This window comes from Cellulomonas sp. P5_E12 (genome assembly GCF_054049315.1).
Genome location: NZ_JBFUMP010000034.1, coordinates 1 through 24,828 on the forward strand (window position 1 = coordinate 1; position 24,828 = coordinate 24,828).

Annotated in this window: 18 protein-coding genes and 1 pseudogene; 5 read left to right on the forward strand and 14 right to left on the reverse strand. The window is 72.5% G+C overall.

The annotated features are described in order from the left end of the window. The first annotated feature begins 232 nt into the window (after positions 1-232). Positions 233-835 carry a sulfite oxidase-like oxidoreductase gene (locus tag ACXJKA_RS18750; RefSeq protein WP_456826709.1) on the forward strand — a complete coding sequence of 201 codons (603 nt, stop codon included), beginning with the start codon at positions 233-235 and terminating at the stop codon, positions 833-835. A 47-nt stretch (positions 836-882) separates the two neighbouring features. Next, positions 883-1,629 carry a ferredoxin reductase gene (locus ACXJKA_RS18755; protein WP_456826726.1) on the forward strand — a complete coding sequence of 249 codons (747 nt, stop codon included), beginning with the start codon at positions 883-885 and terminating at the stop codon, positions 1,627-1,629. A 6-nt stretch (positions 1,630-1,635) separates the two neighbouring features. On the opposite strand, the gene ACXJKA_RS18760 is transcribed toward ACXJKA_RS18755, so the two are convergent. Both ACXJKA_RS18760 and ACXJKA_RS18765 read right to left on the reverse strand, forming a co-directional pair. Then, on the reverse strand, positions 1,636-4,320 hold the full coding sequence (locus ACXJKA_RS18760; RefSeq protein ID WP_456826710.1) for a phosphoenolpyruvate carboxylase: 2,685 nt from the start codon (positions 4,318-4,320) through the stop codon (positions 1,636-1,638). Between the two features lie 80 nt (positions 4,321-4,400). Further along, positions 4,401-6,494: a DEAD/DEAH box helicase gene (locus ACXJKA_RS18765; protein WP_456826711.1), complete on the reverse strand. Its 2,094-nt coding sequence runs from the start codon at positions 6,492-6,494 to the stop codon at positions 4,401-4,403. 99 nt (positions 6,495-6,593) lie between these two features. Between ACXJKA_RS18765 and ACXJKA_RS18770 the strand changes: the two genes are divergently transcribed. After that, the gene (locus ACXJKA_RS18770) at positions 6,594-7,298 is read left to right on the forward strand and encodes a DUF2786 domain-containing protein (RefSeq protein WP_456826712.1); all 705 of its coding nucleotides are present in this window, start codon (positions 6,594-6,596) and stop codon (positions 7,296-7,298) included. A 23-nt stretch (positions 7,299-7,321) separates the two neighbouring features. Here ACXJKA_RS18770 and ACXJKA_RS18775 read toward each other — a convergent pair whose 3' ends face one another. The 3 genes from ACXJKA_RS18775 to ACXJKA_RS18785 all read right to left on the reverse strand — a co-directional run bounded on the left by ACXJKA_RS18775 (position 7,322) and on the right by ACXJKA_RS18785 (position 10,810). Continuing rightward, positions 7,322-7,801, reverse strand: a complete 480-nt coding sequence (locus ACXJKA_RS18775; RefSeq protein ID WP_456826713.1) for a hypothetical protein — start codon at positions 7,799-7,801, stop codon at positions 7,322-7,324. A gap of 177 nt (positions 7,802-7,978) precedes the next feature. Next, a complete protein-coding gene (phoA, locus tag ACXJKA_RS18780) occupies positions 7,979-9,691 on the reverse strand; it encodes an alkaline phosphatase (protein ID WP_456826714.1) in 1,713 nt (570 codons plus the stop codon). A 189-nt stretch (positions 9,692-9,880) separates the two neighbouring features. Continuing rightward, complete coding sequence (locus tag ACXJKA_RS18785; RefSeq protein ID WP_456826715.1) at positions 9,881-10,810, reverse strand: PfkB family carbohydrate kinase; 930 nt, start codon at positions 10,808-10,810, stop codon at positions 9,881-9,883. Between the two features lie 245 nt (positions 10,811-11,055). Between ACXJKA_RS18785 and ACXJKA_RS18790 the strand changes: the two genes are divergently transcribed. Continuing rightward, positions 11,056-11,268 carry a three-helix bundle dimerization domain-containing protein gene (locus ACXJKA_RS18790; RefSeq protein ID WP_456826716.1) on the forward strand — a complete coding sequence of 71 codons (213 nt, stop codon included), beginning with the start codon at positions 11,056-11,058 and terminating at the stop codon, positions 11,266-11,268. 22 nt (positions 11,269-11,290) lie between these two features. On the opposite strand, the gene ACXJKA_RS18795 is transcribed toward ACXJKA_RS18790, so the two are convergent. Further along, positions 11,291-11,419: a zinc finger domain-containing protein gene (locus tag ACXJKA_RS18795; RefSeq protein WP_456826717.1), complete on the reverse strand. Its 129-nt coding sequence runs from the start codon at positions 11,417-11,419 to the stop codon at positions 11,291-11,293. Positions 11,420-11,601: 182 nt separating this feature from the next. Then, on the reverse strand, positions 11,602-14,718 hold the full coding sequence (locus ACXJKA_RS18800; protein WP_456826718.1) for a S8 family serine peptidase: 3,117 nt from the start codon (positions 14,716-14,718) through the stop codon (positions 11,602-11,604). Positions 14,719-14,952: 234 nt separating this feature from the next. Between ACXJKA_RS18800 and ACXJKA_RS18805 the strand changes: the two genes are divergently transcribed. Further along, entirely contained in the window at positions 14,953-16,272 is a 1,320-nt protein-coding gene (locus ACXJKA_RS18805) for an MFS transporter (protein WP_456826719.1), read from the forward strand. Between the two features lie 42 nt (positions 16,273-16,314). On the opposite strand, the pseudogene ACXJKA_RS18810 reads toward ACXJKA_RS18805, so the two are convergent. From ACXJKA_RS18810 to ACXJKA_RS18840, 7 genes and pseudogenes are all read right to left on the reverse strand, one after another. Continuing rightward, positions 16,315-16,521, reverse strand: a pseudogene (locus tag ACXJKA_RS18810) (fibronectin type III-like domain-contianing protein); the annotation flags it as partial. A 177-nt stretch (positions 16,522-16,698) separates the two neighbouring features. Then, positions 16,699-18,045 carry a M15 family metallopeptidase gene (locus tag ACXJKA_RS18815; protein WP_456826720.1) on the reverse strand — a complete coding sequence of 449 codons (1,347 nt, stop codon included), beginning with the start codon at positions 18,043-18,045 and terminating at the stop codon, positions 16,699-16,701. Positions 18,046-18,262: 217 nt separating this feature from the next. Continuing rightward, on the reverse strand, positions 18,263-20,194 hold the full coding sequence (locus tag ACXJKA_RS18820) for a glycosyl hydrolase 53 family protein (RefSeq protein ID WP_456826721.1): 1,932 nt from the start codon (positions 20,192-20,194) through the stop codon (positions 18,263-18,265). Positions 20,195-20,572: 378 nt separating this feature from the next. Further along, positions 20,573-21,613 (reverse strand): LacI family DNA-binding transcriptional regulator, encoded by a 1,041-nt coding sequence (locus tag ACXJKA_RS18825; RefSeq protein WP_456826722.1) that lies wholly within the window; start codon positions 21,611-21,613, stop codon positions 20,573-20,575. A gap of 173 nt (positions 21,614-21,786) precedes the next feature. Next, positions 21,787-22,647, reverse strand: coding sequence for an SDR family NAD(P)-dependent oxidoreductase (locus tag ACXJKA_RS18830; RefSeq protein WP_456826723.1), 861 nt, complete (start codon positions 22,645-22,647; stop codon positions 21,787-21,789). Between the two features lie 257 nt (positions 22,648-22,904). Then, the gene (locus ACXJKA_RS18835) at positions 22,905-23,522 is read right to left on the reverse strand and encodes a CG0192-related protein (protein ID WP_456826724.1); all 618 of its coding nucleotides are present in this window, start codon (positions 23,520-23,522) and stop codon (positions 22,905-22,907) included. A 132-nt stretch (positions 23,523-23,654) separates the two neighbouring features. Next, positions 23,655-24,828, reverse strand: a 1,174-nt coding sequence (locus ACXJKA_RS18840) for a beta-galactosidase (protein ID WP_456826725.1), incomplete at its 5' end; no start/stop codon positions are given.

Below are 24,828 nucleotides of genomic sequence, written 5' to 3' on the forward strand. Positions count from 1 at the left end.
GGCCAGCGTCGCCGTCGTGGCGGCAGCGGTCGCGGCGGCAGCGGCGGCTCCGGCGCGTCGAGCTCGGGCGGCCCGCGCGTCGTGTACTCGCGCGGCTGACGAAACAGCAGATCAGAGCCCGGTTCGACTCCTGTCGGACCGGGCTCTGGCGCATCCCGGGACCGTTCCCCCATGATGGGCTTCAGCGTCTCCGACCCCCGGGAGTGACCATGCCCGACCGCACGGCGTTCTGATGGCGATCGTCTCCCGCGGGTTCCGCGGCAAGCGCGAGGCCGACCCTCGCATCCCGCCCGGCCAGTACCTCGAGCGCGGCTTCCCGGTGCTGTCGGCCGGCCCGACGCCGCGCGCCGACCTGTCCACGTGGACGTTCTCGATCACCTCGGGCGGAGCGACCCGCAAGACCTGGACCTGGTCCGAGCTCACGCACCTGCCCCACGACGACATCGTCAAGGACATCCACTGCGTGACCAAGTGGACCAAGCTCGACTCGGCCTGGCGGGGCATCTCGCTGGACACGCTGCTCGACGGTGTCGAGATCGCGCCCGACGAGCAGTACGTCATGGCGCACTGCGACGGCGGCTACACCACGAACGTTCCCCTGGCGGACCTGCGCGGCGGGAAGGCCTGGATCGCCTACCAGTACGACGGCGCTCCCCTGCCACCCGAGCACGGCGGACCGGCCCGGCTGCTGATCCCGCACCTCTACTTCTGGAAGTCCGCGAAGTGGGTGCGCAGCATCGAGCTCATGACCGAGGACACCTGGGGCTTCTGGGAGCGGCTCGGGTACCACGCGTACGGCGACCCGTGGAAGGAGCAGCGGTATTGGGGGGACTGAGCGTGCCCGACGACGTTCCTGACCCCGCTCTGTACGCCCTGCCCTGGATGGTCGGCACGCTGGTCGCGCGCACCGCGGAGACGCCGACCGCGATGACGCTCGAGCTCGACGTCCCCGGCTGGCGGGGCGCCCTGGCGGGGCAGCACGTCGACGTCCGGCTGACGGCGGAGGACGGGTACTCGACCCAGCGGTCCTACTCCTTGGCCTCCCCCGGGACGATGGGGCTGCCCGGGATCCCGCCGGACCCCGCCATGCACGACCCCCGCATCGCGCTCACGGTCCAGGTGGTCGACGACGGCGAGGTGTCGCCGTACCTGACGGAGGACCTGCAGGTCGGCGACGAGATCGAGCTCCGCGGCCCGGTCGGCCACTGGTTCGTGTGGCAGCCCACCGACCCCCACCCCGTCCAGCTGATCGGCGGCGGGTCGGGCCTGGTCCCGCTCATGTCGATGCTGCGGACCCGGCGCCTGGCCGGCAGCCACGCACCGTTCCGCCTGGTCGTGTCGGTGCGGACGCCCGCGGACGCCATCTACGCCGACGAGCTCGAGGCGCTGGGCACGGACGTCGAGATCACCCGCGTGTGGACCCGTCACGGCCCCGACGGCTGGACCGGCCGAGTCGGGCGCGTGGACCCGGACCTGCTGCGGGCGGCCTGCTTCCCGCCCGACGAGCGGCCGCACGTGTTCATCTGCGGGCCCACGCCGTTCGTCGAGTCCGTCGCCGACACGCTGGTCGACCTGGGGCACGACCCGGAGCGCATCCGCACCGAGCGGTTCGGGCCGACCGGTCCGTAGCGAGCGTCAGCCGGTGTTCTGCAGGCCCGCCGCGACGCCGTTGACGGTGAGCAGCAGCAACCGGCGGAGGTCGTCGGCTTGCTCGGGCGCGTCGCCCGTGCGCAGCCCACGCAGCGCGCGCAGCTGCAGCAGCGAGAGCGCGTCGACGTAGGGGCTGCGCAGCTGGACGGCACGGCCGAGGATCCGGCGGCGGGACAGGATCGCCTCGCTGCCGGTGATGGCCAGCACCCACTCCCGGGTGAGTCGCATCTCGTCGAGCACCTGCTGCGCCAGGTCGTCGCGGTCGCCCAGGGCGAGGTACCGCTCCGCGATGCGCTCGTCCGTCTTGGCGAGCGACATCTCGACGTTGTCGATCATCGTGGTGAACAGCGGCCAGTCGGCGTAGGCCGCGCGCAGCTCCGGCAGGTCGTCGGTGGCCGCCAGCGCGGTGCCCAGGCCGTACCAGCCGGCCAGGTTGATGCGCGCCTGCGACCAGGAGAACACCCACGGGATGGCGCGCAGGTCGTCGAGCGACTCGACCGAGAGCCCTCGACGGGCCGGTCGCGAGCCGATCGGCAGCATGCCGACCTCCTCGAGCGGGGTGACCTCGGCGAACCACTGCGGGAAGCCGGGGGCCTTCACCAGCTGGTGGAACCGGAGGCGCGACGTCTCGTCGAGCTTGGCGGCCAGCGGCGCGAACCGCTCGGTGGCGGCCGCGTTGTGGCGCTCCACCGAGGGTGCACCGGCGAGCAGCGTCGCCGCGGCGACCTGCTCGATGTGCCGGGCCGCGATCACGGGGTCGCCGTAGCGGGCGAAGATGACCTCGCCCTGCTCGGTGAGCTTGAACCGGCCGTCGACCGAGCCCGGAGGCTGGGCCAGGAGGGCCCGGTTGGCCGGGCCGCCGCCGCGCCCGAGCGCGCCGCCGCGGCCGTGGAAGAGCGTGAGGACGATGTCGTGCCGCTTGGCCCAGTCCGTGATGCGGCGCTGGGCGGTGTCCAGGGTGAGCGTCGCGGAGACCGGGCCCACGTCCTTCGACGAGTCCGAGTAGCCGAGCATGACCTCGACCCGCCGGCCGTTCTCCGCGAGCCGGCGCTGGACCTGCGGGAGCGCCAGGGCGCCCTCGAGGATGTCGACCGACGCCTCCAGATCCGCGAACGTCTCGAACAGCGGAACCGCGTCGATGACCGGCGCGTCGACACCCGCGAACGCGATCTCGGCGAGCTGGTACACGGCCGCGAGGTGCTCGGCGGACTGCGTGAACGACACGATGTAGCGCCGCGCCGCCAGCGCGCCGTAGCGCCGCTGCACCGCACCGATGGCGCGGAACGTGTCCAGGACCTCGACCGTGCGCGGCTCGAGCGTGCCGTCGACGCCGTTCTTGGCGAGGTCCGCGAGCGCTCCCTCGTGCACCTGCGAGTGCTGGCGCACCTCGAGCTCGGCCAGGTGGAACCCGAAGGTCTGCACCTGCCAGATCAGCCGCTGCAGGTCGCCGTACGCCGACCGGGGCGCCCCGGCGGCCGCGAGCGAGCGCTGCACGACGTCGAGGTCGGCCTCGAGCTCGGCGGCCCCGGCGTACCCGAGGTCGGCGTTGCGCGTCCGGGTCGCCGCGATCCGCTCGGCCAGGAAGTAGACGACCCGCCGGTGCGGCTCGTTGGGGGCGTCGCCGGCGATCCGGGACGCCAGCGACGCGGACAGGCCGCGCTGCTTCTGCCAGAGCGCGCTCAGCTCGCTCGAGGCGGGCGTGCCGGACGCGGCGAGGGTCAGACCGTGGGCCGTCTTGCGCGCCGACGACTCGAGCTCGAGCAACGCGTGCTCGGACGCCATCGCGGCGGCTTCCTCGGTGATCTGCGCGGTGACGTTGGGGTTGCCGTCCCGGTCCCCGCCGATCCACGTGCCGAGGCGTGCGAACGGCCGCACGGCGGGGGCGGTGGTGCCCGCCGCGTCGGCCAGCAGCCAGTCGTCGAGCCGTCGGTACACGGCGGGCAGCACGTCGGCGAGCGTCGCCTCGAACACGTTGACCACGGTGCGGACCTCGTCGAGCACCGACGGCTTGGCCTCCCGCAGCGGGGCCGTGCGCCACAGCGTGTCGATCTCGCCCAGCAGGCGGCGGTCGTTCTCCGCGAGCGACATGCCGCCGATGTAGCGCAGGTCGCGCTCGGCCACGAGCTCGGCGATCCGGCGGATGGAGCCGGACACGGCACGGCGGCGCGCCTCGGTGGGGTGCGCGGTGAACACCGGGCGGAACTCGAGCTCCGCCAGGCGCTGCCGGGCGACGTCCTCGCCCACCTCGTCCGCCAGCTGCGCGACGGCGGCCGGCAGGGAGTCGTCCGGCGCCAGGTGGTGCGGCAGGAGGCTCGCCTCGCGGTCGCGCAGCACGCGCACGCGGTGGTACTCCTCCGCGGTGTTGGCGAGGTGGAAGTAGCAGGTGAACGCCCGGGCGACCTCTTCGGCACGGGCCATGCTGAAGCCGGCGACCAGGGCCTCGGCCCGCGCGAGGGCCTCCGGGTCGGGACCGTTGTGCGCGCGGATGGCGAGCTCACGCAGCGCCTCGACGTCGGCGAGCAGGTCGTCGCCGCCCGCCTCACGCAGCACGCGACCGAGGAACTCGCCGAGGACCCGGACGTCGTTGCGCAACGGCTCGGGGACCTCGTGGCTCGCGAGACTCTGTGCAGCTGTCTGCGCGGCGTCGCCGGCGGGAAGAGGTGCGGTCACGGGCCAAAACTAGGGCACGTGGCCCGATCTGGTCCCGCGAGTCCAGGCGATGGGCACTGTGACGTAGTCCACGCGGCGCCTCAGCCGCGCAGGGCCAGCACGAACGGGAGGACCGCCGAGGCGCCGGCGGTGCGCAGCTCCCGGGCTGCGACCGTGACCGTCCAGCGGCTGTCCACCAGGTCGTCGACGAGCAGCACGGGGCCGGGCGGCAGGGCGAGACCCGAGGCGTCGAACCGCTGCCAGACGCCCGCGAGGCGGAACGCGCTGTTGCCGCCGGGCTCGCCGCTCGGGCCGCCGTCGCGCAGCGCGAGCGCACCCGCGTAGGGCAGGCGGCCGATGTCGGCGATGCCGCGGGCGAGGGAGTCGACGAGCTGCGGACGCCGACGCGACGGCATCGCGACGACCGCGACCGGCCGCTCCTCCCACCCCCACTGGGCGAGCACGCGCACGCAGCCGTCGAGCATGGGGCGGGTGACCGGCGCGTCCGCGGCGCCCGCCGCGAAGATCTCCCGCAGCGCGGTCCCCCAGCCCAGGTCGGTCAGCCGGGCGAGCGCGCGCCCCTCGAGCGCCCGTTMCTCGACGGCGATGCGGCCGCGCACGGGCAGCCCGAGCCGGTCGGCGCCGACCGGCCACTGCACCCTCGGCTCGACGGGCACGCCGACGCGATCCAGCGAGCGGTCGGCCGAGGCGGCGGCGTCCGCCACCACGTCGCGCGGGTACCAGGCGCCCGCGCAGCTGTCGCAGCGCCCGCACGGCGTCGCCGTCTCGTCGTCCAGGCTGCGCTGCAGGAACTCCATCCGGCACCCGTCGGTGCGCTCGTAGTCGAGCATGTGCTGCTGCTCGGCCTCCCGGGCTGCGGCGATGCGCGCGTAGCGCTCGGCGTCATACGTCCACGGGAGCCCGGTGGCGACCCAGCCGCCCTGCACGCGACGCACCGCGCCGTCGACGTCGAGCACCTTGAGCAGCAGCTCGAGCGGCGTCCGGCGGATGTCCACCAACGCCTCCAGCGCCGGTGTGGACAGGGGCCGGTCCGACAGCTCCGCGATCACGCGCTCCGCCCGGTCCTGATTCGGCATCGAGGCCGTGGCGAAGTACTGCCAGATGTCGGGGTCCTCCGTACCGGGCAGCAGGAGCACGTCGGCGCTCTCGGTCGCGCGGCCGGCACGACCGACCTGCTGGTAGTACGCGACCGGCGACGACGGCGCTCCGAGGTGGAGCACCCACCCCAGGTCGGGCTTGTCGAAGCCCATGCCCAGCGCGCTCGTGGCCACGAGCGCCTTGACCCGGTTCGCCTTGAGCGCGGCCTCGGCGTCCTCCCGGTCCGCCGGGTCCGTCTGGCCCGTATAGGCGCGCACGTCGTGGCCGGCCTCGCGCAGCAGACGCGCGGTGTCCTGCGCGGCGGCCACGGTGAGCGTGTAGATGATCCCGGAGCCGGGCAGGTCGCCGAGATGGCTCAGCAGCCAGCCGAGGCGGGTCCGCGCGTCGGGCAGCCGCAGCACCCCGAGGCGCAGCGACTTGCGCGCCAGCGGTCCGCGGATGGTGAGCACGTCGACCGCGCCTGTGCCGACGCTCCCGAGCTGCTCGGCGACGTCCGCCACGACGCGACTGTTGGCCGTCGCGGTCGTCGCGAGCACCGGGACGCCCTCTGGCATGGTCGCGATGAGGTCCCGCAGGCGCCGGTAGTCGGGCCGGAAGTCGTGCCCCCAGTCGCTGATGCAGTGGGCCTCGTCGACCACGAGCATGCCGAGGCGCCGGACAAGGGCGGGCAGCTGGTTCTCGCGGAAGGCGGGGTTGTTCAGCCGCTCCGGCGACACCAGCAGCACGTCGACCTCGTCGGCAGCCAACCGCTGCAGCAGCTCGTCCCACTCGTGCGCGTTGGTCGAGTTGATCGCGACCGCCCGCACCCCGGCGCGCTCCGCGGCGGCCACCTGGTCCCGCATGAGAGCGAGCAGCGGCGAGACCAGCACGGTCGGGCCCGCACCGCGCTCGCGCAGCAGCATGGTGGCGACGAAGTACACCGCCGACTTGCCCCATCCGGTGCGCTGCACGACGAGCGCGCGCCGGTGCTCGTCGACGAGCGTCTCGATGGCCTCGTACTGGCCGTCGTGGAACTGGGCGTCGGGGTCTCCCACGAGACGGCGGAGAACGGCGAGCGCGGCGTCGCGGGTGGTCACGGACTCAGCGTGCCAGGCTCCGCCGACACGTCGGCCCGTGAGTCCTCTGTCAGCGCCTGCCCCTACGGTGACGGCTCTACCGCACACCCGGGAGCCCCGATGCCCAAGTCCGCCGACGAGACCCTCGCGCTGATCCGCACGCTGCTGGCGATCGCGGACGGCGGCTCACCGCACGAGCCGGAGCGCGAGCTCGCCCGGACCCGCGCCGAGAAGCTGATGCTGCGGCACAGCATCGACGAGGCCGCCGTCCGGATGACGAGCGAGCGGGCGCGCGAGCCGGTGCGCACCGACGTCCCGGTGACTGGCTCGTGGGTGGCGGACCGGATCGAGCTGCGCAACGCCGTCTACGGTGCGTTCGGCTGCCGACCGCTGCGGGTGCGTCGCGGCACCGGCACGGAGTTCGTCGCGTTCGGGTTCGCGTCGGACATGTCGATGGCGGCCGTCCTGGTCGCGTCGCTCGAGCCGCAGATGCTCGCCGAGATGTACGGCCACGGCGGCACGCCGAGCGACAAGCGCGCGTTCGCCGCCGGCTTCGCCGCGATCGTCGCGGACCGCCTGCGTCGGTTCTACGCCGAGGTGCTCACCGAGGCGCAGACCGAGGGCACCTCGAGCGAGCTCGTCCTGGCCGCGCGGGACCGGGACGTCGACGCCGCCGTGGCCGACGCGTTCCCGCACGTGCGCCGCCTGACGCGTCGCCTCTCCGGCCRGGGCTGGGCCGCCGGCGCCGCGGCGGGCGCCCGTGCGGACATCGCCGTGTCGGACCGCACGATGCCCTCGGCCGGCGGCCTCGCCCTGGAACGCTGAGGAACTCGTCCGGACGGCCGTCGTCACTTCACCGGAAGGACCACCTGCTCACCGTTGACGTCGATGAGCAGCGGCAGCGTCGTGGTCGTCTGCTGTGGGGTCCCGAAGACCGTGGTGTGCGGGACGAGGTCGGCGGTGCAGACGGCGTCGGCCGGGATCTCGGCGACCTCCAGCCGGACCTCGTTCCCGCTGTTCGCGTCCGTCACGACTACCAGTCGGGAACCCACGGGCGGGCAGGTGGAGCTCCCCCACAGGACCACCGCGATCCGGTCGCCGTTGTCCAGGTAGACCGCGCGCGTCTCCCCCTCCGGGACGTCCAGCTCTTCCATCGCCGCCTCCTCGTCGGCGGCGTCGTCGGCCGTCTCGTCCGTGGCCGCGGCGGGGACCTGCGGAAGACCGGCGAAGTCCTCGATCGGCGTGTTCGAGGCGCACCCCGACAGCACCACCGCTCCCAGGACGGCGACGAGCACCCCGACGAGCCGAACCTTCAGCCGCTGTTCCATCACTGACCTCCTCGTCTGGGTGGCGGGCGTCGCCCCGGTGAGGTCATCCTCGTCTCCACTCACCGCGACACGCCCGGCCGGATGGCGCGTTCGTCGGCGGCCTGGTGACCGGGCACCTGCGGACGCAGGCGACGCACCCGCCGGTCGGAGGATGCGTCGCCTGCGTGAACGACGAGGTCAGCGGTTGGCGATGGTGACCTGCACCAGCTTCTCCGTCGTCTGTCCGTCGATGCCGACGGCGTCGATCTTCACCGTGTACGCCCCGTTGGGGTAGTCCCGGGTGTCCAGCACGAGCGTGGGCCGCTTCCCGTCCTGCGTGCTGCCCGGCGCCTTGGTGTTGTCGGTGATCCAGGTGCCGCCCTGGTTGAGCTCGATGTACGTGTAGCGCGGCTCGGTGTCGAGGGTGACCCGGACGGTCTGGCGCCCCATGAGGACCGCGCCGTCCGTGACGTTGACGTTCTGGATCACGGGCGCGGCCGGCGACGGTGCCGCCGGGTCGAGCCGCAGGGCGTCGCGGATGGTGAAGAACAGATCCGTCTGGTCCGTGAGCCCGACGACGTTGCCGGCCCGGGGGCCGTAGGCGGCGATCCGCACCTGCGTGCCCGTGTGGTCCTGCGAGCCGCCCACGTCGGCGGTGCCGTACGCGACCGTCATCGGCTTGCCGTCGGCGGTCAGGAGCGTGCGGGTGAGGCCCGGCGTCAGGGTGTTCGGGTAGACGATCTGGCTCGAGTGCCCGTGGTCGGCGGTGAGGACGACGAGGGTGTTGCCGTCCTTCTTCGCGAAGGTGAGCGCAGCCTGCACGGCCTCGTCGAGGTCGACGGTCTCACCGATCTGCCCGCACGGGTTGGCGGCGTGGTCCTGCTTGTCGATGCTGGCACCCTCGACCTGCAGGAAGAAGCCCTTCTTGCCGCCCTGGAGCAGGTCGATGGCCTTCGTGGTCATCGCGGCCAGCGTCGGCGAGGTAGCGACGTAGGCCGGGTTGGGCGTGCAGGTGGCCGCCGGCTCGGTGCCGCCGGTGTGCGTGGCCAACGGACCGACCCACCGGGTCGCCATGTTGCCGGGAGCGAACAGGCCGAGGACCGGTGTGGACTGGTTCGCCTGCGTGACTCCCGCCAGGCCGGCAGCGTCGGTGACCACCTGGAAGCCACGGTCCTTCGCCTGCTGCAGGAGCGTCTTGCCCGCCCACGGGCCGGCCAGTGCTGCCTCGTTGAACGACGCGCCGCCGCCGCCGAGCGTGACGTCGGGGCGGTTGCCGATGAGCTGCTCGGTGATGGACCCGAGGCCGCCGTTCTGCAGGGCGTTCGTCGGGCACTTCGTCGTGGTGACCGTCGGCGCATAGCAGCCGCGGTCCGTCACGTGCGAGACGAGCACCGCGGGGGTGGCGTCCTGCAGCTCGGCCGTGCTGACGTCGCCGGTGCGCAGCCCGTTGGCGCGGGCGATCTCCAGCAGGGTGCGCTGCGGGGTGCCGGCGACGTCGACCGAGATCGCGCCGTTGTACGTCTTGGTGCCGGTCGCCCACCCCGAACCCGACGCCGCCGAGTCCGTCACGTAGTCCGGCTTGCCGTCCGCCTTGTCGAGCGCGTAGGTCGTGTACTGGCCGGTCAGCGGCAGGGCGTCGATGCCCGCGAACCGTCCCGCCGCACCCAGCGCGTAGTTGCGGGCGACGGTGATCTCCGAGTCRCCCATGCCGTCACCGATGAGCAGGATGACGTTCTTCGCGGTGCCGCCGCGGAGCTCCTCCCTGACGGCCGCCGTCTGGTCCCCGGTGAGCCGGCGGGCGTCGCCGTTCGCGGTCAGGCCGCCCGTGGCCGCCCAGCCGGTCGCGGCGCCCAGCAGCAGCGCTCCGCTGACTGCCGCAACCCCGAGCGGTCGCAGTGCTCGTGTCCTCATGGTTGTTCCCTTCACCCTCGTCGGCTCCCCGCGACGACAACGTCGCGCAAGGAGTCGACCGGGTGAACATGGCCGGGAGGTGAGGAATGGATGAGCGTGGGAGAAACAGGATCAGTCGGGCGGGAGCTCAGCCCGGGGCGACCGCGACGCCCCGCGCACGGCATGGTCGGCCGCGGGACGCGCCGGACGTCACGACGCGTTCGAGGACGCGTGCTCCAGCTCGTCGGCGGTCGGGGGGACCGCGCCGAGCCGGGCGACCGTCAGCGCGGCCGCCTGCACGGAACGCGCGAGCACCTGCTCCACCACGGGCGCGCCGGAGCGCACCCAGCGCATGCCCGTGTCCGCCCCGAGGGTCAGCGCGCTGTCGATGAGCGTCGACATGAAGGCGTCTCCCCCGCCCGCGCCCTGCTCGGCGTGGAGCACGGCGATCCCCGGGACGTCGACGACGCCGCGCGCCGTGACCGCCGTCGCACCGCGAGGACCGCGCGTCAGCACCACCAGGTCGGGCCCGAGGTGGAGCCAGTCGCGGAGCACGTCGAGCGGATCGTCGTCGGGGTACAGGAACGCGAGGTCGCGCTCGCTCGCCTTGACGATCCCCGCCAGCTCGACGAACTCGAGGGTGCGCGCACGCGCGTCGTCGCGCGCACCGACCAGCACCGGCTCGATCTTCGGGTCGAAGGTGATCAGCGACTGGCCGTGCGCACGCGCCACCAGTTCCAGCACGGTGTGGGCCCCGGGCTCGAGGTAGGCGGCGACCGACCCGGCATGGACGGCTCGCGCGGCGAGGGTGCCGGGGTCGGACGCGGGCTCCCAGTGGATCCGGAAGTCGTGCCGTGCCGTGCCGTCGCCGCGCAGGACGGCACGCGCGACGGACGACGTCACCTGGCTCACCGACGAGTCGGACAGCCCGACGCCGGAAGAGGTGAGGTAGGCGGAGATCTCGCTGCCGCGCTCGTCGCGCCCGATCGCGGTGTGCAGCAGCGTGTCGCGCCCGAGCCGCGCGAGCCCGACGGCGATGTTGCCCGCACTCCCACCCACGCGTTCGCGGATGGTCATGCCGTCGTCGTTCACGTCGATCAACGCTTCGCCGACGACGAGCACGTCGTGTCGGAGCTCCATCGGCATCGTCCGTCCAGGGCCAGAAGTGGGGTGTCGGGCGGCACACCGAGGCCCGCGAGCCGAGCTCGAACCGGGGTCTCGGTACGCCTGCGGTTCAGCGTGGCACGCCCCAGGTTTCCGCCGGATTTCGCCTGAGCGAACTCTCGGGTGCGCGGCTCGTTTTCACCCGGGTGCTCGATATCGCGCACCACGGGCAGATCTCCCCCCGGTTGACGAGGGAGGCGCAAACCCGCAACCTGTCGGACATGGCTATCGAGGACGAGGCGCACGCGATCGACGAGGTCGTCGACCGCCTCGTGGAGCGGTTCCCCGACATCCCGCCGTCCACCGTGCGTGAGGTGGTCGAGGCCCAGGTCGCGCAGTTCGCCGGGTCGCCGATCCGCGACTTCGTGCCCGTCCTGGTCGAGCACGAGGCGCTCGAGCTCCTGCGGGCCGGCGAGCGGAGCACCGCGGACTGATCGCGGCGAGAGCCCGCGCGCGTCAGCCCTTGTGGGCCGACGCCTTCACCCGCCTCCGGTGCGGCTCTCGCACCACGCGATCAGCGGTCTTGCAGGGCTTCCCGCGCGATGCGCCGCATCGGGGGCACTCCACATCCAGCGGCTTCTTCATGGCCAGATGGTCCACGATCCCGGCCACTCACGCCAGGCGGCTCACGCGTCGTCGGCGTTGACCGGGCAATGCCCTGGCCCGTTCTCGGCGATCGCCCTGGTTCTCTCGGAGATCGCGATCGTCGTGGTCGGGATGGCGACTCTTCGGTCCGGACTCTCCGGTGACCGCGGGATGGTTGGTCGTCAGCCGCGCTCCACCTTCGGGCGCGCGCCGCACGTGCACTTCAGGAACGTGTCGACGGAGAAGCCCGACTCCTCCAGCTGCTTGCGCAGCTCCGGGCTCATGGCGCGGGCCGCGCAACGCAGGAGGTGGCAGACGTCGTCGGTACCCGTGCCAGGCCGGCCGGGGTCGTCAGTCGTCGGGTCCGGGTCGTTGCCGCCACGCCAGACGGCACCCGTGACGACCTGCTGCCGGGTGAACGGCATCCTGCGGGACGTGCTGCCGGCCGCGCCGACGACGAACCGGTAGATGCCGGGGAGATGGGCCGGGACCGTGGCCTCGTAGACGGCGCCGCCCGTCGGCGTCAGCGTGACCGTGCTCGTCGAGCCGTCGGGTGCGGTGAGCTCGGCCCGCACGCTCGCGGTGGTCGGGAGCGGCTCGCCGTACTCGGTGAGCCTGGACCGCAGGTAGAGGGTCGCGCCCGGCTCGTTGCCGTCCTGGGTCAGCGTGGCCGCCATCCGCAGGTTCGAGAACGAGTGGACCATCGCGGTGAACTTCACTCCGTGCGCCACCGCCTCGTGGAACTCCTCCTGGTGCCCGTCGCCGAGGATGGTCAGGTATCGCTTGTAGATCTTCTTGTCGACCGTCAGCACGAGGTTCCAGGTGCCTTCCTGGGCGTTGACCGACACCCCGTCCTGCACCGGCAGCGTCATCCGGTAGTACGAGATGTTCGGTCGGTCGACCTTCTTGACGGTCGGGAACGAACCGACGTTGCCCGCGTCGATCAGGTCCCCCTGCGGCGTCTCGATGGCCACCTGGAGCAGGTCCTGCATCGGCATGAGCACGATCGGGTCGACGGAGATGTCCGCCTCGCTGAGGATGAACGGGATCCGCACGACGGCGCCGGGCGCGACGTACCCGTCGGGGTCGACGACGACGTCCTCGTTGTTGACGCCCGCCTGGATCTGCAGGAAGTACTTCGCCAGCTTGAAGTTGTCRTCGGCGTCGAGCTGGTCGGTGAGCAGGACGTACCCGTCGTGGTCGTGGCAGATCGCCCGGAGCGCGGCCGGGTTGAGCTCGCTCGCCGTGCCGAGGCCGACCGCGAACACCTGGTTGTCGATGAGCGAGGCGACGTCCGCGATGTAGCGCGACGCGGTCTCCTTGCCGTCCGTGAACACGATGATCGCGTTCTTCTCGTAGCCCGTCGTGGCGGCGATCAGGTCGTGCCCCGCCCCGATCCCGTCGCCGATGGCCGTCGAACCGGCAGGGTTGGCCGCGTAGCCGCCGAGCGCGGTGCGGGCACTGGTCCGGGCGACGTCGAAGGGATCGTCCGGCGCTCCGAAGGGGCCTGCGACCGGCGTGAGCAGGTCGTGCGAGTCCTGGTCGAAGGTGACCATGCCGACGCCGTTGTGCTCGCGCACGTAGTCGACGAAGATCCCCGCGGAGAAGCGCAGCACCTGTTCGCGGGTCATCGTCCCGACGCCCGAGGGGTCGAGCATGCTGCCGGACTGGTCGAGGACGAGCGCCATCGCGGCGGTCGGGCGCGCGATCGTGTTCGCCGTGATGGTGACGGGGTACACCGCGCCGGTCGTCGTGCAGGTGACCTCCGCCGTCCCGCTGGCCGTGTCGCCCGCGGTGGTGCCGGTGTAACGGACCCAGAGGTAGACCTCGCGCGGGGTGTCGTAGTCGGTCGACTTCCCCAGCGTGACCGGCCCCGAGTAGTTGTGCATCGAGAACGGCGCCGCGGGCAGCCCGGACATCTCGAACGCCGTCTGGTGGAAGCTCTGCACGTCGATGCGGATGGCGCGCAGCTGGGTCTCGCCCTCGGGGACGTCGAGGAACGTCAGGTTCAGCTGCACCGGCGTCAGCGCCCAGCCGGCCTTGAGGACGGCGTCGAGAGCGTCGACCCTGCCGTGGCCCCAGGAGTTGTCGAAGTCGCCCGCACCGAGCTTGACCGCGGTGTTGCACACGACGTCGCGGACCTGCTCGTTGGTCAGCTGCGGGACCTGGCTCCAGACCAGCGAGGCCAGGCCAGTCACGTGCGGGGTTGCCATCGAGGTGCCGTCCCACGAGACGTAGTCGTGCACGGTGTCGCCGGTGACGTCGTACGTCGGGAAGGTCGACAGGATGCCGACGCCGGGGGCCACCACGCTGACGGCCGGACCGACGTTGGAGAAGCCGGCGACCGCGTCGCCGCTGTCCGTCGCACCCACGGCGATCACGCCGGCGAAGTCGGCCGAGTGGATCGCGGGAGTCCGTAGCGCGCCGCCCTCGTTGCCGGTCGCCACGCAGAGCACCATCCCGTGGTCATGCGCGTACGCACAGGCATCGCGCAGCACCTGGTTGTCGGTGAACCAGCCCGCGCTCAGGTTGATGACAGCACGGAGGCTGTGCGCGACGGCATAGTCGACGATCTCCTCCACGGCGGCTTCGAAGTCGGCCTCGGAACCGTTGCCGGAGGCGTCGAAGACCCGGCAGACGTAGACGGGCGACACCCAGTTCATCCCCGCGACGCCCACGCCGTTGTTCGACTCGGCGGCCGCGGTCCCGGCCGTGTGCGTGCCGTGGCCGTGGGCGTCCTGCGGCGTCGCGTCGTCGCTGACGAAGTCCGTGCCGAGGGTGTACCGGCCGGCGTCGTCGAGGTCGGGGTGGGTCAGTGCGCCGCTCGCGAAGCTGATCCCGGTGTCGATGTCGGCCACCAGCACCCCGGCCGCGCCCGTCTGGTGGTCCCAGGCCAGGTCCGCCTTGATCTTCGGGAACCCCCACTGCTCGGAGTACCGGGAGTCGCTCGGGGTCACCGTCACCGACGTCACCCGGTCGGGCCCGGCGAAGATCACGTCACCCCGGCGGGAGAGCTGGTCCGCGGCCGCGACCACGTCGGTCGAGTCGGGCACGGTCAGCACGATCGTGCCCGTTCCCGCGGACACGCGGAGCACGCGTGCGTCCGGGATCTCGCCGGCCAGCTCCTCGGCGATCCTGCGGACGCGCTCAGGGTCGGGCTTTCCGCGCTCGACCTTGACCTTCGCGATCACCCGTCCGACGCGGTAGGCGATCTCGTCGCCACGCCACTGCGTGTGGGCGATGTTGATGACCTGCTTCTTCTCCGTGCTCTTCTTCTCCGTGCTCTTCTTCTCGGCCATGACGAGCTCCCCCTGCTGGTTCCGTGACAGTGAGGAGCGGCGCTGATGCAGCCCTGATACGCCCGCGACGGGACCGTCGTCGCCAGCTGGTCGCCTGAGCCCCGCGGCGGCGATGTTCGCCCGTCGACACAACCTGCGGACACCGGCCGCGACACGCGCCCCCGTACCCTCGACCCATCCCCGCGCCGCCGCACGACGCGCGTGCCCGAGCCGCCGCGGGGTTCGAGGTGAGTCATGTCCGACGCCCCGGCCGCCGGCCGCGGGTGGCGCACACCCTCGATCGTCTATGGCGCCGCGGCGGCCGCGTACTTCGTCGCCGTCACGCATCGCACGGCGCTCGGCGTCGCCGGCATCGAGGCGACCCACCGGTTCGGCCTCAGCGCGACCGGTCTCGCCGCGTTCTCGGTCGTGCAGCTCACGGTGTACGCCGCGATGCAGATCCCCGCGGGGCGGCTGCTCGACCGGTTCGGGCCGCGTGCGCTGATCGCTACCGGGTCGCTCGTCATGGCCTCAGGGCAGCTCGTGCTCGCGGTCGCGCACGACGTGCCGACGGCGCTGCTCGCTCGGGTGCTCATCGGGGCCGGTGACGCGGGCATCTTCATCAGCGCGCTGCGCGTCGTGGCGGACTGGTTCCCGCCGCGGCGCATCCCGGTGATGGTGCAGGTCACGGGGATCATCGGGCAGTCGGGTCAGCTGGCGTCGGCGATCCCCGTCGCACTGCTGCTGCACCGGCAGGGATGGACCGCCACGTTCGGGACCCTCGCGGCAGCGGGGCTGCTCGCGTCGGCCGGCGCGTTCGTCGCGATCCGCGACCGCGTGCCCCGCACGCCGAGCGCGCAACGGTTCGGCCCGGCCGTCCGCCACACCCTGCGGACCGCCGGCACGCGCCTCGGGTTCTGGAGCCACTTCGCGACGCCGTTCAGCGCGAACGTCGTCGGCATGCTGTGGGGCGTGCCGTTCTTCCTCTCGGCGCAGGGCTGCACACCGGCGCAGGCGAGCCTGCTGCTGACGGCCCTCACCCTGTCGGCGATGGTGGCCGGTCCGCTCGTCGGGCGCCTCACGGCACGGCACCCGCTGCGGCGCTCGTGGATCGTGCTCGGCTCGTGCACCCTGACGGCCGCGGCGTGGTTCGCGCTGCTGCTGCCGTCGACCCCGCGGCCGATGTGGCAGCTGCTCGCCTTCGTCGTCGTGATCGGCGCGGGCGGCCCCGTGTCGCTCGTCGGCATGGACTTCGCACGAACCTGGTCCCCCGCCTCGACGCTCGGCACCGCCAGCGGCTTCGTCAACACCGGCGGGTTCATCTCGACGATCGGCTCGGTGCTCGCCGTCGGCGTGGTGCTGCAGCTGGTGTCGCCACCGGGCGCGACGACCTACACGCTCGACGCCTACCGCCTCGCGTTCACGGTGCTCGCTGTCCCCTGGGCCATCGGGATCGTCGGCGTGCTGCGCAGCCGCCGACTCACCCGTGCGGACATGCGCGCCGCCGGCGTCGTGGTGGCACCGATCCGGCAGGTACTGCGGACCAGGCGCTCGGGCCGCGACGACGCACCGTGACTCGTCGTCAAGCGACCTCACGGCGCACGCACACACGTAGACGTTGACGGTGCCCTTCGGGGTGAGCCACTCGTGGGTGGTCGCGTCCCAGTTGGAGAACGCCTGGCGCGGGATCTCGATGCGTACCTGCGAATGACGGCCGGGTTCGAGGCTCACCTTGGCGTAGGCGGCAAGCTTCGTGACCGGGTCGGTCACGCCGGGCAGGCTGCCGAGGTAGAACCTGCACGACCTCGCTGCCGGCGCGCGCACCCGTGTTCTTGAGCCGCAGCGTCACCAAGGAACCAGCACCGACAACCGTCGGGTCAAGGCCGCGCTGGTCTACCTCGGGGCGCAGTCGGACCCCAGGCTCTCCCGCGCGTTCCTCGGAACAGATGCTCGGTGAGATTCATCGTTCGGCCACGACGAGGCAGCCACGCCCTGGCTGCGTCACGGAGCAGGCGGCTCCGCGGAAACGGTCGGGCTGCTGCTCGGCGACGGCGACGGCGTCGGAGTCGGGGTCGGGGTCGGCGTGGCGCTGGGGGGCGCGGCAGGCTCCGCCGGAGCGACGCTGGGCTGCTCGACGACAGGCGGCGCGGGCGCGGGCTGCGGCGGGTCGGTGGGCGCCGCGACGCCCGCGGCGATCGGCACCGACGTGCTGGTGCCGGCGTCGTCCGACGTGCCGAACTCCCAGTGCCATGGCTCGTGGGGTCCGCGACCGCCCTCGTCCATGTAGGTCGGGTGGTGCCAGCCGTAAGTCATCGCGTTGGCCTTGAGCCAGGCGTACTGCGCGGACCGGTAACCGTTGGCCTGGTCGAGGTCGATCGCCAGGCCCCAGCCGTGGTTCGACGTGCCGGGCACCGCGGCCATGGTCCCCCTGGCCGCCCGGGTGCTGATCTGCTCCTCGAGCGTGCGGTACGAGCCCGAGATCACCAGGTCGTGGCCGACGTCGACGCGGTAGGCCGCGTTCATCCGCGCCAGCGCCTCCGCCGCGTCGCAGCGCAGATGCTGGCTCGGTGCGAACGCGACAGCGCAGAGCACCTTCAGCGGGATGTCCCCGTTCGTGTACCCGTCGGTCGACCGGGCCTGCTCCTCCACCTTGGCCACTGCCGCCTTCGCGTCCTCGTCCCCGGTCACGGCGATCTGCTGTGCCGCGACGGTGATGCCGGCGGCGGCGTCCCGGGCCTGGATCGCAGAGGTGGCAGCCGCGACGACGTCCCGGACCTCGGCGGCGGCGTGGGTGGCCCCGACGGCCGCGTCGAGCAGCGCGACCTGCGGGTCGGCGGCGACCAGCAGGCGCGTCATCGCGGCGTTCTGCGCCGACTGGTCGCCGAGGTCGAGCGCAACCAGCAGGACGTCGGTCTCGACTCCCTCGATCACGCGCGCCGCGGCGGCGACATCTCCCGAGGCCACCTGCTGGCGGGCGTCCAGGACCCGGTCCGGGAGCTGCTCGGCGGTCAGCCCCGAGGTGAGGGGCGGCGCCGTGGCGTCGACGAGGTCGGGACGGAACAGTGTCCGCGAGGCGGCCTTCGTCGCGTCGACCAGCGGATGGCCGACGAGCTTGACGGTCGCCGCCTCCACCGCCGCCACGCGGTCGTCGAGCCGCGTCAGCGCCTGTGTGTACGCCGGTCCGGTCGGCTGACGCGCGACCAGCGCCTCGCCGCCGGACGCCGCCTGCGCGACGTCGACGGAGTGGGAGGCATCGATGGGCGGCGCGGCCAGGACTGCCGTCAGGAACACCATCGACGCGAGGATCACGACCGACTCCCACGGCCGCCGGCCCGAGCGCAGGCGCACCGAATGACGACCCTGGGTCGTCCGTCGTGGTCCGAGCACTGGTGTCCTCCGCGATGCGTCGTCCGACGATCCCATCGCGACACCGCGCCCGTCGACCCGCCAGACGGGGGGACTTCGCACCACGAGTCCAGCGGCCACGTCCCGCAGCAGGAAGCACGCACGGCACCGGCGGTGGCCCGCGAGGGGCCACCGCCGGCCGTGCGTCGGGTGCGAGCGCTCAGGGGGTGACGAGCGCTCTCCGGACGACGTCGACGACCGCGGTCACCGGACCGTGCTCGGCGGTGGTGCCGGCGACGACGAGTTGTCCGGGGGTGGACGTCGCGCCCGCGGGGATCGCGTTCCAGGTCACGGGCACCGCGTGGAGCGTGTTGTCGGCGTCGAGGACGTCGACGGTGGCCGGCAGCTTGAGCGCGCCCGACACGCGGATCGTCCGGTACACGGTGTCGGCGACCACGAACTCGGCGTCGCTGGCCTCGTAGACCTCGATCGTCTCGTGGAACCTGAGCACCGGCCAGGCGCTGCTCGACCAGTCGATCATCTCCTGCCAGTTCGCGGGCTCCCAGACCAGGACGCCGGCGCCCCGGTTGTCGGGCAGGTCGTTCGCGATCCGGAAGACGTCCTGGAGGAAGAGGCCCGCGCCCTCCGCGGTCTTGGGGTAGGGCGAGTTCGGGACCGGGAGACCGTCCCAGTCGTTCGACGGGTGCGACGTCTCGGCGATCTCCATGGCGTAGCCCGGGTGAGCCGCGGCGACCTGGTGCAGGTTCGACTCGTAGTGCGCGGGCGTCCCGTGCCACTCGGGGTAGTAGGAGTGCGCGATGACGTCGATGTCCTGGCCCTTGGCGTTCAGCCGGGTGAGGAACTGGTTCCAGAACTCGAGCGTCTTGTCGACCTTCCCGTTGTCGATGATCGCGTGCGTCTCGACCTGGATGTCCGCGCCGTGGGCCGCCGCGACGTCCCGGACGGCCTTGATGCCCGACGCCTGGAGGGTGGTGAACCGGTCCCAGGCGGCGTCGTAGGCGGCCTGCTCCACCGGGTCGTCCGAGCCCCAGTAGTCCCAGAGCAGGGCGCCGCCGGGCTGCGAGACGAACGACGGGTCGTGGTTGAAGTAGCACGAGCCGCACCACGCCGCGTCGTCGAACCAGGGTTGCGGACGCTCGCTCCCCCACATGAACCCGTTGATGAGCTCGTTGCCCACCGCGACCTTGTCGGGAGTGGTGCCCTGGGCGACGAGCGCGTCGATGGTCGCGTAGGTGTAGTCGTAGACCGCCTGGGTCAGCTGGTCAAAGGGCAGCTCGCGCCACGCGGTGGGCTTCGCCTGCTTGCTCGGGTCCGCCCACGAGTCGGCGTAGTGCAGGTCGATGCCCAGGCCCATGCCCTGATCGACGACCTTGCGCGCGACGTCGAGGGTGCGCTCCGGGCTCTGGTACGCGGGCTCGAGGTACTCGCCCGTCTTCTCGTCACGCGGGTCGTTGAAGACGCGCAGGCGGACGTACTCCATGCCGGCGTCGGCCGCCGCGTCGAGGATCGGCACCGGCTCGGCGCCCTCGTCCACGACGTAGGTCAGGCCCTGCGCGTCGTTCTGGTCGGCGTACGAGATGTCCGCGCCGAGCACGACGTCGTCGCGCAGGTAGTTCCAGACGGACAGCTCGCTGATGCCGGCGACGGCGCCCGGGGACGCGTCGGTGATCGTGACGCGAAGGAAGGCGATCCCCGGGTGCGCGACGAGGTGCTCCTCGCCGCGACCCGGCTGGTCGTTCGCCGAGCGGTCGACGAGGGTCTGCCACGTAGCACCGTCGCCCGATGCCTCAACCACGTACTGGTAGGTGCCGTGCGCGTCGGGGAAGACGAGGCCGACCTTCCGGATGTTGTCGTACGCGCCGCCGAGGTCGAGGACGAGGCTGCGCGGGCCCTCGCCGCGCGCGGTCCACGCGGTCGCCGGGTCGCCGTCGACAGCGAGTCGCGCAGCAGACTGCGCCGCGGTGGCGCTCACCGTGACCCAGGGCTTCGCGGCGAGGTTGCTGCGGACGGGTGCGAAGTTGACCAGGCCGTCAGGTTCCTCGGCTGGGGCGGGGCCTGCGCTGCCGAGGACGAGGGCGCCCGCGGCGAGGAGGGCGAGCATGGAGGTTCGGCGTCGGCTGATCGGCTGCATGGGACGTCCTTGTCTCATTGGGTGTGCACGTGCACAGCACCCGATGACGCTACGAGTGCACGGAGGCGCCGGTCAAGATGCCGCGTGCGGGCCCGTGCCGGTGGGAGCGTGCACAGCCTTCTTCAGAGCGACGACAAGCTCGGCTCCGAACACGGGCTTCGAGCTGGCGGACCCGTCGGTGGTGCGGACGGCGGTGGGCGCCGTGAGCCGGCCCCACCAGGCCCCCGCGCGCGTGCACGAGGCCACATGAGCGCCCCGAGCAGGCGCGATCGCTCCGAGGACGTCGCCTTGCCACCCCCGCGACGTCGAGGATTCGCTTTCGCGCGAGATGATGCCCACCGGGTGGCTGGGATCGGGCGGGCGGCGTGGTCCGGCTCGTCAGGAATCGTTCGAAGCAACCGATCCGGTGCTGGCGCGCACGACGAGCGAGGTCGGCAGCGTGACGGCGGCCGGCTCTCCGCCCTCGACCAGCTCGACCAGCAGGCGCACCATCTCTCCGGCGATCCGTTCGAGCGGCTGCCGGATGGTGGTGAGCGGCGGGTCGAGCGTCGCTGCGAGCCCGGAGTCGTCGAAGCCTCCGACCGCGACGTCCTGCGGGACGCGTCTGCCGGCCTCGCGGAGCACCTGCAGGGCGCCCGCAGCCATCAGGTCGGAGCCCACGAAGACCGCATCGATGTCGGGTCGGCGCTCGAGGAGCGTCCGCATCCCCGCCGCGCCACCGTCGCGCGAGTAGTCGGCGTGGGTCACCAGCGAATCGTCGTAGAGCGAACCGAGCTCGTCGCGATAGCCCTCGAGCCGGAGCCTGCCCCCTGGGGTGTCCAGGGGTCCGGTGATCGTCGCGATCCTGGTGCGGCCGATGTCGAGCAGGTGCCGCGTCATCCGCCGCCCGCCGCCGAGGTCGTCGGCGGAGACGGAACCGATGCTGCCCTCGAAGCCGAGCGGGATGCCGCAGGAGATCATCGGAATGCCCTGCCGCACCAGCGCGTCGAGCAGGGGGTTGCCGCTGTGCGACGAGATCGCGAGGACCCCGTCGACGTGCCCGGCGCCGACGTAGGACGAGACCTGCTTCTGCTCGTCGGGGGTGCCCGCGACCATGAGCAGGAGCGGCATGCCGCGTGCGGCCAGCGCCCGAGCGGCTCCCCGCAGGAGGATCGAGAAGTTCGGGTCCTCGAAGAGCAGGTGCTGGGGTTCGGTGAGCAGGAACGCCACCGAGTTCGACCGTCCGGTGACCAGGCTGCGCGCGTGCTGGTTGGCGGAGTAGCCGGTGGTCCGGATCGCCTCCTCGACGGCCGCGAGCGAGTCCGGGGACACCCAACGCCCACCGTTGATGACGCGCGAGACCGTGCCCCGGGACACTCCGGCCGCAGCCGCGACGTCACGGATCGTCGGGCGCTTGCGCGGCGCGGTCGTCGGTCCCATCGCACGAGACTCTAGGGGAACGGGGCAACGCCTTGACCGCGCCAGCGGCGAGGTCGACCTTCGGTATTGCCGCCGGCTGGCACGGCCCTGGTTGAGCGGCCGGGCAGGCCCACCGTGATCGGGTAGCGGCCTCCCAGACCGGTGACGGTGATGTCACCGACGCCGCGCGTCGATCACAGGTCGGGCAGCGCCCCCCGGCTCAGGTTCGTGACGGTCGCCGTCATCGCGCTCGCGCGGTCGGACGCGAGGAACGCGACGGTGTCGCCGAGGGCGGTGAGCGTGAGCTCACCGCTCAGGAGCGCACCGGGAACCCCGGGTCCGCCCGTCGCCATGACGTCCTCGAGCGTCGAGCCGCGCGCCTCGGCCGCTCGCGACCACATCGCGCCCGCGTATGACCCGGCGGCCACGGAGCCCGGGATGGCATCGGCGCGGACGCAGACCACCCGCACTCCGTACGGTCCGACCTCACCGGCCAGCTGCCGGGCGAACGCCTCGACGGCCGCGCACGCGGGACCGAACCCGTCGGAGGGCAGCGCGACCCGGGCAGCCGTCGTCGAGAGCAGAACGATGACGCCGTGCCCGACGGCGGTCATGTGGATGGCGGCCGTCGCGCCGGCCACGTAGGCGTTGGTCGCGATCGACGCGATCGGTGCCAGGTAGTCCGCCAGCCCGACCTCGCGCAAGGGCACGCCCTGCGCATGATCCTCACCTGTCGCATCGACGACGATGTGGAAGTCGCCAGCCTCGTCGACCACACCGTGCAGAAAGGCGTCGACCGCGTCCCAGTCGGCCAGGTCGACGACCGCGGCGGACGCCCGCCCGCCGGCCGCGACGATCTCGTCGGCGACCGTCTGCGCCGCCGTCGACGAGCGGCCCGTCACGTAGACACGTGCACCCTCGCGCGCGAGCGCTCTCGCCACCGCACCGCCGACGGCGCCGCCCCCGCCATGCACCACTGCCACCCGCTCCTTGAGCTCCATGGCCTGATGACGCGCGATATCCGGCTCGATCGACAGCCGCTCGTGGCCGATCACGTTCGCCCAACGTGTCGCGAGCCCGGGACCTGCGCGTGACGTGGTCACCCAGGTCGGCGGCGTGCTCGATCGCCGCGGCGACGCCTCGTGACGCTAAGGGTCCCTGGGAGGCGGCCTGGGCCCGCGAGTCGGGGACGGCCCACCCACTACCTTGCTCGCCTCGGCGCATGCGTCGCGTACACACCGCGCTGACAGAGTTCTATCCCCGTGCGGAGCCGAGATCCAGGTCGTGACTCAAGACCAGTGGAATCCTCGCGTCAGGTGACGTAGGCGAGCAGGATCGGCGAGTCGAGGCCCGACCACGTGCCCGTGAGGGTGGAGTCGCGGTCGGTGGGGGTCGCCCGCCGGTCAAGACGACGGCAGACGACGATGCGCAGGGCCCCCGACATCTCCATGACGCTCGCCGAGCCATCCGAGGACGCCCTCACGTGGTCGATGAGCGGGACGACACGCGAGCGGGGGGCGCCCCCGGTCACGCGCACGCTCGGTTCGCGCGGGGCGTCGGCGCCCTCGACGATCTCCTCGGCCTGACTCCCGCCCGCCAGCAGCACGGATGCCAGCACGCGAGCGTAGACGGGGTCCACGATCGCGTCGTAGATCCAGCGTCGCCCGAGCACCGAGTGCTCCATGGTGCAGATCAGGAACTCGTCCGCTCCGTCCAGCGGGGCGCCGCGATAGGTCAGCGGGACCTGGAGCAGGTGCCCCTCGGGGGTCGACAGGACGTGCGTCTCGATGCCGACCTCGCCCGCCGGGTCGTCGAACCGGTAGGCACCGACCAGCTCCAACTCCTGCTCGCCCCACGGCTGGGTGGGAACCCAGTCGGCGAGCAGCTCCGCCTTGGTCGGACGAATGGAGGCGCGATGGATCAGGGCCATCGGCCGACCCTAACGCTGCAGTCGTCCGCCGACGTCCTAGACCCAGACCGCGTCCGGCCATTGTTCAGGGGCGCAGCTCGCACCGAAGGTGATGCCGTCGGTGTGGGCCGCACGGCCCTGCCCAGCGGGGGCTCATCGTGTGAGCGTTACGAGTACATCCCACGGGCCCAGGGTGACGCTCGCCCCTGCGGCGAGCGGTCCGCCGGGGACATCGGCAGGTGGCGCGTCGGCGAGCGCGACCCCCCGGGCCGCGACCAGGACTTCCACATCGGTCGGAACTGTCACCGTGGAGGCCTCCCAGGACCAGTTGTGCAGGATGTGCACTCGTGCGCCGGTCGGTCGGCTAGAGGTGTGCACCGTGACCCGGTCGGGCAGATTCGCCCAGCCGGCCGTTGGCGTCGGGACGAGCCAGTGCGCGAGGCTGCGGGCGAGCGCCTGGTTGGGCACGGTGCCGACGACCGTCACCCGGCCGGCGCCGTACGCCCGCGTGGTGACCGCGGCCCAGGTTCCCAGGTGCGGGTGGTCGTAGGTGGCCAGGATGTCGGCGCCGTCCGCGACGAGGCACTCGGCCCAGGCCGTGGCCGAAGCCTCCGGGTCCATAGGGAACGCGTCGGACCCGCGCACCGAGACCGGCTCATCGAGGTTCGAGAACTCGTCGTACCAGGCTCCGGCCGGCTCGGACAGGCGGGCGGGCTGGGTCTCCGCCCGAGCGCGCGCTTCGTCGTCTGCGTACCCGGTCCGGGGTCCGACGACAAGGTGCCCGCCGGCCTCGGCGTACCGGCGGAGCCAGTCGAGGTCGAGGTCGGAGGCCGTGTAGTAGCCCGCGGCCACCAGGACCGGGTGAAGGCGGGCGGCCTCCGTCGGCGCTTGGTTGAAGAGGTAGCGGGGGCGCACCACGCGCACCTGGAGCCCGGCGTCGAACGCGCCCCGGTAGAAGGACGCGACGATCCGGGGGTAGCTGTTGCGATCCCCGGAGCCGTCGGTGAGCTGCAGCGGTGGCTGGGCGGCCAGCGCGAACCGCGCCTTCGTCGAGGACAGGATCGCGATATCGGCGTCCGGCGTGGCGTCGGCGATCGCGCCACCTGCTCGTGCGAGCTCAGCACCGAGCCGGGCGATCTCCTCATAGGCCCGGCCCGGGCGCCCGCTGTGCGGCAGCACGCCACCCCAGTACGTCTCGGCGCCGTAGTGCAGCGTGTGCCAGTGCCAGTACTCGACCATCCGGGCGCCGCGCGCGACGAGCGCCCACGCGGACTGCCGCCACTGGCCCGGGTAGGCCGGGTAGTTGCTGCTCGGGCCGCCGATGGAC